The sequence below is a fragment of the Pseudomonas frederiksbergensis genome, from assembly GCF_003732665.1.
Classification (GTDB): Bacteria; Pseudomonadota; Gammaproteobacteria; order Pseudomonadales; family Pseudomonadaceae; genus Aquipseudomonas; species Aquipseudomonas frederiksbergensis_G.
Genome location: NZ_MOBP01000004.1, coordinates 1 through 11,737, shown reverse-complemented (window position 1 = coordinate 11,737; position 11,737 = coordinate 1). Strand labels below are relative to the sequence as shown.

Here is an 11,737-nt window from a genome sequence, read left to right as displayed (position 1 = left end):
CCAAACCTCAGCCAACGGCAAAAAGCGGCAGCGCAAGGTACAACTTGATCACGATGACATTGATGATGTCGATGAAGAAAGCCCCCACCATCGGCACCACCAGGAACGCAATCTGCGAAGGCCCATAGCGCTGCGTCACTGCCTGCATGTTAGCGATGGCCGTTGGCGTGGCCCCCAGGCCAAAACCGCAATGCCCTGCCGCCAGTACCGCCGCATCATAGTTACTGCCCATCATCCTGAACGTCACGAAAATCGCAAACAGCGCCATGACCAACGTTTGCGCCGCCAGGATAATAAAGAACGGCAAAGCCAACGCAGCCAGATCCCACAGCTTGAGCGACATCAGAGCGATCGCGAGAAACAGTGACAAGCTGACATTTCCCAGCACTGAGACTTCACGCTCAAACACCTGATAAAGGCCAAGGGCTGAAAGTCCGTTGCGTAAAACCACACCCACGAACAAGACGCAAACGAACGTCGGCAACTCAAATGCGGTGTCGTGCAACAGGCCATTGAGCAGGGTGCCTGCCAACAAGCTGACGGCGATCAGAGCGAGTGTTTCAATAAACGAAAATGGCGTGATCGAGCGTTCTTTGTTCGGTTGCTCAAAGCCCTTTGGCAGCCGTGGCTTTTCTTGCTCGCAACCAGGTGTATGGACACGCTTGATGAGCAGGCGAGCAACCGGACCACCAATCAAACCGCCCAGGACCAAGCCAAACGTCGCAGAGGCCATCGCAAGTTCAGAGGCGGAAGCCAGACCGAACTTCTCACTGAACGTCGCTCCCCACGCAGCGCCTGTACCGTGCCCGCCCGCCAACGTAATCGAACCTGTCAGCAGGCCCATCAACGGATCGAGCCCCAACGCCGTTGCGAGCCCGATGCCCATGGCATTCTGGACCACCAAAAGTCCGGTGACCGCCAGTACAAAAATCCCCACTACGCGCCCGCCTTTCTTCAGGCTGGCGAAGTCTGCACTCAAGCCAATGGTGGCAAAAAACGCCAACATCAGGGGTGTCTGTAGAGAAGTATCAAAACGGACTTCAATATCAAGGACTCGCAAACCTAAGAGCGCCAGGGCAACTACCAGGCCGCCCGCTACCGGTTCAGGAATATTGTAAGTGCGTAGAAAACCGACATGTGTGACAAGCCCACGCCCCAGCAAAAGCACTAAGGAGGCGGCCACAAGTGTTCCATAGAAATCGAGCTGAAGCATTTGGATATTCTTAGATATACATTCAGAGGCGAACTTTTTACCTGGGCACGCCTATTGAATACGTTGATTGTCTCAACAGTGATTGGATATAGATTCAGAGGCCGTCAATGGCCTGAACGTATCGAAATATTTCTTGATAGATATGACTTGGCGCAACTTTATCAATCACTCAGTCTGATTGCCAAGCATATGGGCGATGTTGGCGCTGTGCAGTTGTGACTAAAAGTGTAATGACGATAACTTTGAATGGGCGTTAACATTCAACTCAACTGTCGATCAAAGTACACAGTTGGAGACATTTATCTAATTGCAAATAAACAAATGCCCCGACAAGTCAGGGCATTTGTTTGAAACCACGATCGCGACCTACTTGATCAACCGCCAAGTAAACGGATACCGATACGGCACCCCTTCATTGGCTTTCACGCCAGCAATGATCGTCAGCACCAACGCACCTATGGCGATCAGACCAAACAGGAAGAACCCGATGATGATGAACATCAAAAAGAAGCTGATGGTGCAAGCAATGGCAACGGTGAGCTGAAAGTTCAGCGCCTCCTTGCCCTGCGCATCGATGAACGGGTCCATCTCGCGCTTCATCTGCCACAGGATCAGCGGGCCGATCAAGGTGCCGAACGGAATCCAGATCCCCAGCAAGGCGGACAAGTGACAAAACATCGCCCACTGACGAACCTCTTGGCTCGGCGTGGGAAGCGGCAGTTGTTCATCACTCATGGCGCCCTCCTGGGTGTGGAACGGTTCGATCAGTCAGCCAATGCAGCCTTTTGCAGTTCGAAAATCTCGTTCATGCCTTTCTTGGCCAGTTCCAGCATGGCGTTCAGCTCTTCCGGCTGGAACGGCGCGCCTTCAGCGGTGCCCTGGACTTCGATGAAGCCGCCAGTGCTGGTCATCACGACGTTCAGGTCGGTCTCGGCAGCCGAGTCTTCCAGGTAGTCGAGGTCAAGCACAGGTTCGCCCTGGTACATGCCGACCGAAACGGCGGCGATCATTTGCTTGAGCGGGTCGCCGCCTTTCAGGCCGCCGCGCTTCTTGATCACTTTCAAGGCATCGACCAGTGCAACCATGGCGCCGGTGATGGACGCGGTACGGGTGCCGCCGTCAGCCTGGATCACGTCGCAATCGACGTACAGGGTGACGTCGCCCAGCTTCGACATGTCCAGCGCAGCGCGCAGGGAGCGGCCGATCAGACGCTGGATTTCCAGGGTACGGCCGCCTTGCTTGCCACGGCTCGCTTCACGCTGGTTACGCTCGCCGGTGGCGCGCGGCAGCATGCCGTATTCAGCGGTCAACCAGCCTTGGCCCTGACCTTTAAGGAAACGTGGCACGCCGTTCTCGACGCTGACGGTGCAGATGACTTTGGTATCACCGAACTCGACCAGCACAGAACCCTCGGCGTGTTTGGTGTAGTTGCGGGTAATGCGGATCGAGCGGAGCTGATCGGCAACGCGACCACTTGGACGTTTCATAGGGAATACCTGTACTGGGGACGGAAAACTGCGGAGCATTATAGAGCCGTGAGCCACGAACGGGCACTTCTAAAAAATCCGGCCGACGGCTGAAGCCCGCGAACAGTGCTTAACCGACGGCGTGCAGCCCTTTGTCACAGGGTGTGTTTGGGCGCATCCGCCCCACTGCGCTACAATCCTGCGCCTTTGCTGCCAGTCGGCTTACATTCATTGATATCGGGTCCGCGAAGCCCAACGGTTTCGCGCCGGCCTGCATTGCGAGGTCCTCCATGGTGCACAGCATGACCGCCTTTGCCCGCGTCGAAAACGCCGGCGTCCAAGGCACCCTGAGCTGGGAACTGCGCTCGGTCAACAGCCGCTACCTGGAGCCGCACCTGCGCCTGCCGGAATCCTTTCGCGACCTCGAAGGCGCGGTCCGCGAAGCGTTGCGCCAGGGCATTTCCCGAGGCAAGCTGGAATGCACTCTGCGCTTTACTGAAGAAAGCACCGGCAAAACCCTGCAAGTGGATCGCGAGCGCGCCGCTCAATTGGTCGCGGCCGCCGAAACGATTGCCGGCCTGATCAAGAACCCGGCAGCGTTGAACCCGCTGGAAGTCCTGGCCTGGCCGGGCGTGCTGGTGGGCGACGCTACTGACCCGCAAGCCCTGAATGCCGAGGCACTGGCGCTATTCAATCAAGGCTTGAAAGAGCTGAAGGCCGGCCGCGAGCGCGAAGGCGCGGAGCTGGCACGCCTGATCAACGAGCGCCTGACCTCCATTGAAGAAGACGTGGTGACCCTGCGCGAACTGGTCCCGCAGATGCTCGCCACCCAGCGCCAGAAAGTCCTCGACCGCTTTGCCGACATGAAAGCCGAGATGGACCCGCAACGCCTGGAGCAGGAAATGGTCATGCTTGCGCAAAAGAGCGACGTCGCCGAAGAACTGGATCGCCTGAGCACCCACATTATTGAAGTTCGCCGGGTACTCAAGTCCGGCGGCGCAGCCGGTCGGCGCCTGGACTTCCTGATGCAGGAACTCAACCGCGAAGCCAACACACTGGGCTCCAAAGCCTTCGACCCGCGCAGCACTCAGGCTGCGGTCAACCTCAAAGTGTTGATCGAGCAGATGCGCGAACAAGTACAGAACATAGAGTAAGGCCACCCCGACATGACCCACAGCACCGGCACCCTTTACATCATTTCCGCCCCTTCGGGCGCGGGCAAGAGCAGCCTGGTCAAGGCCCTGACCGACTCCGACCAGGAGATCCGCGTCTCGGTTTCCCACACCACCCGCGCCATGCGCCCCGGTGAAGTGGACGGAGTGAACTATCACTTCGTCTCCCGCGAAGCATTCGTGAAGATGGGCGAACACGGTGACTTCCTGGAGCGCGCCGAAGTGTTCGGCAATCTCTACGGCACCTCGCAAAGCCATCTGCAGCAGACCCTGGACGCGGGCCACGACCTGATCCTGGAAATCGACTGGCAGGGCGCCGAGCAAGTGCGCAAATTGATGCCGCAAGCCCGCTCGATCTTCATTCTGCCGCCGTCCCTGGAAGCCTTGCACCAGCGCCTGACCAATCGCGGCCAGGACAGCGACGAGATTATTGACGGCCGCATGCGGGAAGCCGTCAGCGAGATGAGCCACTACGTCGACTACGACTACCTGATCATCAACGACAATTTCGCCCATGCCCTGGATGATCTGAAGGCGATTTTCCGCGCCAATCAGCTGCATCAGAAACGCCAGCAGCAACGTAACGGAAAACTTTTGGCTGAATTGCTCGGCTAAACAGCTCTTCCCAAAACCGCTGCAAGGGCTTTACATTGGCACTTGCAGCGCGTTGAAGGGCTTGGTCAAAAAATCAGCGCTTCCCTAATCGCTGGTGATTTTTTAAACTGTCGAGTCCGCTCGCCCAACCGGGCAGCGCGCATATTGCATTCGCTCCGAGGAATACCATGGCCCGCGTAACCGTTGAAGACTGCCTGAACCACGTGGAAAACCGTTTTGAGCTGGTCATGCTGTCCACCAAACGTGCCCGTCAACTGGCCACCGGCGGCAAAGAGCCACTGGTTCAGTGGGAAAACGACAAGCCTACCGTTGTAGCGCTGCGTGAAATCGCTGAAGGCCTGATGAGCTATGAGTTCATCGCCAATGCTGAAATCGTCGAAGACGAACCGCTGTTCGCAGCGTTCGAGGACGAGTCCAACGAGGCCGTCTAAGCCTATGCCTGGTCGACGTAGCACGGCGCGGGGTCACAGCGAACGGCAGGAGTTATCATGCCGAGCATAGACGCCCTCGCCGATCGCTTATCGACCTACCTCGGCAAGGACCAGGTGAACCTGGTCCGCCGAGCGTATTTCTACGCCGAACAAGCCCACGACGGCCAACGCCGCCGTAGCGGCGAGGCGTACGTCACGCATCCTCTTGCCGTGGCGAATATTCTTGCCGACATGCACATGGACCATCAGAGCCTGATGGCAGCCATGCTGCATGACGTGATCGAAGACACCGGGATTGCCAAAGAGGCGCTGCAAGCGCAGTTCGGCGAAACCGTGGCCGAACTGGTCGATGGGGTCAGCAAACTGACCCAGATGAACTTCGAGACCAAGGCCGAGGCCCAGGCCGAAAACTTCCAGAAAATGGCCATGGCCATGGCCCGCGATATTCGCGTGATCCTGGTCAAGCTCGCCGACCGCCTGCACAACATGCGCACGCTGGAAGTGCTGTCCGGCGAAAAACGCCGGCGCATCGCCAAGGAAACCCTGGAAATCTATGCGCCCATCGCCAATCGGCTGGGCATGCACGCCATCCGCATAGAGTTCGAAGACCTCGGCTTCAAGGCCATGCACCCGATGCGTTCCGCGCGGATCAACCAGGCGGTCAAGCGCGCCCGGGGCAACCGCAAGGAAATCGTCAACAAGATCGAAGAGTCCCTGAGCCACTGCCTGGCGATTGATGAAATCCAGGGCGAAGTCAGCGGGCGCCAGAAACACCTCTACGGCATCTACAAGAAAATGCGCGGCAAGCGTCGGGCCTTCAACGAGATCATGGACGTCTACGCGTTCCGGATCATCGTCGACAAGGTCGATACCTGCTACCGCGTGCTGGGTGCTGTGCATAATTTGTACAAACCGTTGCCGGGTCGCTTCAAGGATTACATCGCGATCCCCAAGGCCAACGGCTATCAGTCGCTGCACACCACATTGTTCGGCATGCACGGCGTACCGATCGAGATCCAGATCCGCACCCGCGAAATGGAAGAGATGGCCAACAACGGCATCGCCGCCCATTGGCTGTACAAATCCAGTGGCGACGAGCAGCCTAAAGGCACTCACGCCCGCGCCCGCCAGTGGGTCAAAGGCGTGCTGGAAATGCAGCAACGCGCCGGCAACTCGCTGGAATTCATCGAAAGCGTGAAGATCGACCTGTTCCCGGACGAGGTCTACGTGTTCACGCCAAAAGGCCGGATCATGGAGCTGCCCAAAGGCTCCACGGCGGTGGATTTCGCTTACGCGGTGCACACCGACGTCGGCAATAGCTGCATCGCCTGCCGGATCAATCGCCGCCTCGCACCACTGTCCGAACCGCTGCAAAGTGGCTCCACGGTCGAAATTGTCAGCGCCCCTGGCGCACGGCCGAACCCGGCGTGGCTCAATTTCGTGGTCACCGGCAAGGCGCGGACCCACATCCGCCATGCGCTGAAACTGCAACGCCGCTCCGAATCCATCAGCCTCGGCGAGCGTTTGCTGAACAAGGTGCTCAACGGTTTCGACAGCTCCCTGGACAAAGTCCCGGCCGAGCGCGTCAAGGCGATGCTCACCGAGTACCGCCTCGAACTGATCGAAGACCTGCTCGAAGACATTGGCCTGGGCAACCGCATGGCCTATGTGGTCGCCCGCCGCCTGCTGGGCGAAGGCGAGCAACTGCCGAGCGCGGAAGGTCCGCTGGCGATTCGCGGCACCGAGGGCCTGGTGCTCAGCTACGCCAAGTGCTGCACACCGATCCCGGGCGACCCGATTGTCGGGCACCTGTCCGCCGGCAAAGGCATGGTCGTGCACCTGGACAACTGCCGCAACATCAGCGAAATCCGCCACAACCCGGAGAAATGCATCCAGCTCTCGTGGGCCAAGGATGTCACCGGCGAATTCAACGTCGAGCTGCGCGTCGAACTGGAACATCAGCGCGGCCTGATCGCCCTGCTGGCCAGCAGCGTCAACGCGGCCGACGGCAATATCGAAAAAATCAGCATGGACGAGCGCGATGGTCGCATCAGCGTGGTCCAACTGGTGGTCAGCGTGCACGACCGTGTGCACCTGGCCCGCGTGATCAAGAAACTGCGCGCCTTGACCGGGGTGATTCGCATCACCCGCATGCGTGCGTAGCCCATCCATTACAAGGAGTCATTCATGACCAAGACTGTTATCACCAGCGACAAAGCCCCGGCCGCCATCGGCACTTATTCCCAGGCGATCAAGGCTGGCAATACCGTCTACATGTCGGGTCAGATTCCCCTGGACCCAAAAACCATGGAACTGGTCGAAGGCTTCGAAGCCCAGACCGTCCAGGTGTTCGAGAACCTGAAAGCCGTGGCTGAAGCCGCTGGCGGTTCGTTCAAGGACATCGTCAAACTGAACATCTTCCTCACCGATCTGAGCCACTTCGCCAAGGTCAACGAGATCATGGGCAAATACTTTGACCAACCCTACCCTGCCCGCGCCGCCATCGGCGTTGCTGCCCTGCCAAAGGGTTCGCAGGTAGAAATGGACGCCATTCTGGTCATCGAGTAATACATCCGGCGCAGCCTGCTCAGGCTGCGCCGTTTTCGTTTTGAAAGGATTCCACCATGCGCAAAGCGCTTGCCCTCTCCTTGCTCGCCGTTTTCCTCGGCGGCTGCGCCAGCAATCCTGCCGACCGCGACATCAGCGGCACCTGGATCAACCAGGTGGCCATCGATGCTGCCTCCAAGGGCGGCCCCCTGCGCGAAGCGCTCCAGGCTTACGGTCCGAACCTGGAATGGGACGTCAACACCAAGGCCGGTCAGGCCCGCTACACCAACGGTTTTGAAAACGTCGAAGGCAAGCTGCTGGCGGATGAGTCCGGCGCCTGGAAAGTCGACTTCTATGGCAGCTCCGCCAGCGAACTGCGACGCGACGGCAAGCAACTGAGCCAGGTCGCTAACGATAACGAACCCGCGCAAGTCTTCGACCGTGCCTTGATTCCGGTCCCGGAAGGGGCACCGATTGGCGCCAGCTTCGAACGCGCGTTGTACACGGCTTACATGGGCGGCAGCTGGAAAATCGTCAACGGCCAGGGTGAAGGCAGCACCGTACAATTCCAGGCGGATGGCCAAGTGTCCGGCCTGCCGGGTGCGGACCGTTATGCCCTGTGCCTGGCGGGCGACTGCGCCTCGATGAGCGGCGGCAACGACAATATGTGGCTGCAGCAAAATGGCCAGGGCAACACCTGGATCTTTGCGCGCAAGGGCAAGGAACTGGAGATTTTCCAGGCGGTGAACACGGCGCAGGCGGATGAAATGCCGCAGTTCACGCCGGGTGATCGCAAGTGGTTGCTGGAAAAGCAATAAACCGGATTCAAAGCCTGCACAAAACCATTGTGGGAGCGGGCTTGCTCGCGAAAGCGGCTTAACAGTCAACGAAGATGTTGAATGTTATGGCCCCTTCGCGAGCAAGCCCGCTCCCACATTTGGTTTGTGGTGTTTGGAAGTTAGCGGCTGGATTCGAGAATCGCGGCGTAGCCTTCGCGATAACTCGGATACTTCGGCGCCCAACCCAACGCCTTGGCCCGGGCATTACTGCAACGCTTGCTGCCCGTGCGGCGCACGCTCTCCTCCTCGGCCCATTCGGTTACGCCCAGGTATTCGCGCAACCAACCCACCACTTCCGCCAGCGGCGCGGGCGCGTCATCGACACCGATATAGATGTCATCCAGCGCCACACCCCGCTGATCCGCCTCCAGCAGATACGCCATCAACCCCGCCGCATCGTCCGAGTGAATGCGGTTGCCATATAACGGCGGATCAATCGCCACGCGATAGCCGCGACGCACCTGAGTCAGCAGAAATTCGCGTCCCGGACCGTAAATCCCGGTCAGACGCACGATGCTCGCCGGGATGCCGCTATTGAGCGCAACCTGCTCAGCCTCCAGCATCACCGCCCCGGAATAACCAGCCGCGACGGTCGGCGAAGTCTCGTCGACCCACTCGCCATCCTGCTGGCCATAAACACTGCTGCTGGAAACGAACAGCAACCGATTGGGCACTTGCCCGTAATCGCCCAGCCACTCCAGCACGTGCTGCAAACCCTGAATATAAGCGGCGCGGTAACCCGCCTCATCACGATCGGTGGCCGCCGCGCAATACACCAGGTAATCCACCGCACCGATGGGCCAGGTTTGCGGGCAGTCTTTGTTGAACAGGTCACCGGCAACGCCAATCACCCCTTCGGGCAGACGCGAGATGTCACGCCGCAAGCCGTGCACCTCCCACCCGGCAGCCAGCAACTGCGTGGCCAAACGGCTGCCGACATCACCGCAGCCGGCGATCAAAACAGATGGCGCGGACATCAGAAAACTCCCACAGGAAAGGTACAGACTAGCGCCCGCACAGGACGAGCGGCTAGCAATGGAGGAAAAAAAGAGAAGCCATTACTTTTGTTAACAAGAATTACTTGCAATAATGCCGGCCACTTTTGTTCTCGGCCTTACGAGGCCTGGAAGAACATTTACCCTATTTTTCTCTCAGGTCCGGCCAGCATGACACGCAATCAATTCCCCGCTTCGCCAACCAAACGACCTCGCGCCTGGAGCGCTGTGGCCGCTCTGCTGCTCAGCCTGATGCTGGCACCTGTCGCCGCTTTCGCTGATGCACAAGCCCCAGCCGCTCCTGCCGCCACGGCTGCGGCCCCGGCTGATCATGCCGCTCCCGTCGTAGCACCTGCTGCAACCGATCCGGCTTTGGACGCCAACGCCGAAGACGCGCCAGAAGTCCTCGAACCGGACAATTCCCTGGGCATGGCCCACGACCTGTCGCCATGGGGCATGTACCAGAACGCCGATATTATCGTGAAAATCGTGATGATCGGCCTGGCCATCGCTTCGATCATCACCTGGACCATCTGGATCGCCAAGGGCTTCGAACTGATGGGCGCCAAGCGTCGTCTGCGCGGTGAGATCGTCCACCTGAAGAAAGCCACCACCCTTAAAGAAGCCAGCGCCACCGCGACCAAGCAAGGCACCCTCGCCCATCTGCTGGTCCACGACGCCCTGGAAGAAATGCGCCTGTCGGCCAACAGCCGCGAGAAAGAAGGCATCAAGGAACGTGTTGCCTTCCGCCTCGAGCGTCTGGTTGCCGCCTGCGGTCGCAACATGAGCAGCGGCACCGGCGTGCTCGCCACCATCGGTTCCACCGCGCCGTTCGTAGGTTTGTTCGGCACCGTGTGGGGCATCATGAACAGCTTCATCGGCATTGCCAAAACCCAGACCACCAACCTCGCCGTCGTGGCTCCCGGCATCGCCGAAGCCCTGTTGGCTACTGCGCTGGGTCTGGTTGCCGCGATTCCTGCCGTTGTCATCTACAACGTCTTCGCCCGCTCCATCGCCGGTTACAAGGCGCAGGTGTCGGACGCCTCTGCTGAAGTCCTGTTGCTGGTCAGCCGTGATCTGGATCACCTGCCGACCGCTGAGCGCTCCACGCAACCCCACGTGGTCAAAGTAGGGTAATCAGCCATGGGCTTGCATTTGAAAGAAGGCGCAGACGACGATCTGGCCGAGAACCACGAAATCAACGTCACGCCGTTTATCGACGTGATGCTGGTGCTGTTGATCATCTTCATGGTCGCCGCGCCGTTGGCCACCGTGGACATCAAGGTCGACCTGCCCGCCTCCAGCGCCAAACCGGCGCCACGGCCGGAGAAACCGGTGTTCCTCAGTGTAAAAGCTGACCAGCGCCTGTTCCTCGGTGAAGACGAAGTGAAGGCCGGAGCACTCGGCGCCACCCTCGACGCCCGGACCAAGGGCAAGAAAGACACGACGATCTTCTTCCAGGCCGATAAAGGCGTGGATTACGGCGACCTGATGAGCGTGATGGACAACCTGCGCTCCGCCGGTTACCTGAAGGTGGGTCTGGTCGGGCTTGAGACGGCAGTCAAGAAATGATCACGACGCGCCATAAGCTGACGCGTTACAGCGGGAGCCTGGCCGTGGTGCTGGGCGTCCATGCGCTGGCCATTGCGCTGGCGGTGAACTGGACGGTGCGCCCACCGATCGAATTGCCACCGCAGGCGATGATGGTCGAGTTGGCACCGGTTCCAGCCCCGCCACCACCGGCACCGCCGAAGGTGATCACGCCGCCGCAGCCACCAGCGCCGGTGGAAGAGTTACCGATCCCGAAACTGGCGGAAGTGCCTAAGGCAGAAATTGCCGTGCCGAAACCGGTCAAACCCAAGCCCAAGCCGCAACCGCCCAAGCCTGTAGAGAAAAAGCCGGAGCCGCCGAAGGAAAAGCCGTCCGAGGAAAAACCGAGCGACGCGCAGCCGACCCAGGCCCCGACCGAGAAATCCGCACAGCCAGCGCCAGGTCCATCGCCCGCCCAGCAGGCCGCCAAGGCCAGTTGGCAAGGCACCCTGCTCGCGCACTTGGCCAAGTACAAAAAGTACCCGGCCAGCGCGCAGTCCCGGGGCAAGGAAGGGTTGAACCGTCTGCGTTTCGTGGTCGATGCTGAAGGCAACGTGTTGTCGTTCGAACTGGTGGGCCGCTCCGGCAACGCCGACCTGGACCGGGCGACCTTGGACATGATCAAACGTGCCCAGCCACTGCCCAAGCCACCGGCGGACATGCTGAACAACGGCTCCATCGAAATTGTTGCACCGTTCGTTTACTCGCTGGAACGCCGGCGGTAAGCAACACACAGACCCCATGTGGGAGCCGGCTTGCTCGCGAAAGCGGTGCATCAGCCAACAGAGATGTTGGATGTAATGGCCTCTTCGCGATGTAGAAACGGGAACATCCTTTACAAACGAAACCGGGGACATCCTTTACGTTTT

13 protein-coding genes are annotated in these 11,737 nt (G+C 59.5%); 9 read left to right on the top strand and 4 right to left on the bottom strand.

The window, feature by feature from the left end:
* Positions 1 to 7: 7 nt before the first annotated feature.
* From gltS to rph, 3 genes are all read right to left on the bottom strand, one after another.
* Positions 8 to 1,213, bottom strand: a complete 1,206-nt coding sequence (gltS, locus tag BK665_RS06020; protein WP_123403782.1) for a sodium/glutamate symporter — start codon at positions 1,211 to 1,213, stop codon at positions 8 to 10.
* A gap of 366 nt (positions 1,214 to 1,579) precedes the next feature.
* On the bottom strand, positions 1,580 to 1,948 hold the full coding sequence (locus BK665_RS06015; protein WP_123403780.1) for a DUF4870 domain-containing protein: 369 nt from the start codon (positions 1,946 to 1,948) through the stop codon (positions 1,580 to 1,582).
* A 29-nt stretch (positions 1,949 to 1,977) separates the two neighbouring features.
* Entirely contained in the window at positions 1,978 to 2,700 is a 723-nt protein-coding gene (gene rph / locus BK665_RS06010; RefSeq protein WP_046030686.1) for a ribonuclease PH, read from the bottom strand.
* 269 nt (positions 2,701 to 2,969) lie between these two features.
* Between rph and BK665_RS06005 the strand changes: the two genes are divergently transcribed.
* The 6 genes from BK665_RS06005 to BK665_RS05980 all read left to right on the top strand — a co-directional run bounded on the left by BK665_RS06005 (position 2,970) and on the right by BK665_RS05980 (position 8,262).
* Positions 2,970 to 3,833 carry a YicC/YloC family endoribonuclease gene (locus tag BK665_RS06005; protein WP_123403778.1) on the top strand — a complete coding sequence of 288 codons (864 nt, stop codon included), beginning with the start codon at positions 2,970 to 2,972 and terminating at the stop codon, positions 3,831 to 3,833.
* A gap of 12 nt (positions 3,834 to 3,845) precedes the next feature.
* Positions 3,846 to 4,466 (top strand): guanylate kinase, encoded by a 621-nt coding sequence (gene gmk, locus BK665_RS06000; RefSeq protein ID WP_123403775.1) that lies wholly within the window; start codon positions 3,846 to 3,848, stop codon positions 4,464 to 4,466.
* 167 nt (positions 4,467 to 4,633) lie between these two features.
* Positions 4,634 to 4,897: a DNA-directed RNA polymerase subunit omega gene (rpoZ, locus tag BK665_RS05995; protein ID WP_007894670.1), complete on the top strand. Its 264-nt coding sequence runs from the start codon at positions 4,634 to 4,636 to the stop codon at positions 4,895 to 4,897.
* Positions 4,898 to 4,954: 57 nt separating this feature from the next.
* Positions 4,955 to 7,060 carry a bifunctional GTP diphosphokinase/guanosine-3',5'-bis pyrophosphate 3'-pyrophosphohydrolase gene (spoT, locus tag BK665_RS05990; RefSeq protein WP_123403773.1) on the top strand — a complete coding sequence of 702 codons (2,106 nt, stop codon included), beginning with the start codon at positions 4,955 to 4,957 and terminating at the stop codon, positions 7,058 to 7,060.
* A gap of 24 nt (positions 7,061 to 7,084) precedes the next feature.
* Entirely contained in the window at positions 7,085 to 7,465 is a 381-nt protein-coding gene (gene ridA, locus BK665_RS05985; protein WP_003229509.1) for a deaminase RidA, read from the top strand.
* 56 nt (positions 7,466 to 7,521) lie between these two features.
* Positions 7,522 to 8,262, top strand: coding sequence for a putative periplasmic lipoprotein (locus BK665_RS05980; protein WP_123403771.1), 741 nt, complete (start codon positions 7,522 to 7,524; stop codon positions 8,260 to 8,262).
* Between the two features lie 140 nt (positions 8,263 to 8,402).
* On the opposite strand, the gene BK665_RS05975 is transcribed toward BK665_RS05980, so the two are convergent.
* The gene (locus BK665_RS05975; protein WP_123403769.1) at positions 8,403 to 9,260 is read right to left on the bottom strand and encodes an SDR family oxidoreductase; all 858 of its coding nucleotides are present in this window, start codon (positions 9,258 to 9,260) and stop codon (positions 8,403 to 8,405) included.
* Positions 9,261 to 9,449: 189 nt separating this feature from the next.
* On the opposite strand from BK665_RS05975, the gene exbB reads away from it, so the two are divergent.
* The 3 genes from exbB to BK665_RS05960 are packed head-to-tail and all read left to right on the top strand — an operon-like array spanning position 9,450 to position 11,593.
* Complete coding sequence (gene exbB, locus BK665_RS05970; RefSeq protein ID WP_123403767.1) at positions 9,450 to 10,415, top strand: tonB-system energizer ExbB; 966 nt, start codon at positions 9,450 to 9,452, stop codon at positions 10,413 to 10,415.
* Positions 10,416 to 10,421: 6 nt separating this feature from the next.
* Entirely contained in the window at positions 10,422 to 10,850 is a 429-nt protein-coding gene (exbD, locus tag BK665_RS05965) for a TonB system transport protein ExbD (protein WP_123403765.1), read from the top strand.
* The gene (locus BK665_RS05960; RefSeq protein ID WP_123403763.1) at positions 10,847 to 11,593 is read left to right on the top strand and encodes an energy transducer TonB family protein; all 747 of its coding nucleotides are present in this window, start codon (positions 10,847 to 10,849) and stop codon (positions 11,591 to 11,593) included. The genes exbD and BK665_RS05960 overlap by 4 nt, the downstream gene beginning before the upstream one ends.
* Positions 11,594 to 11,737: the final 144 nt, after the last annotated feature.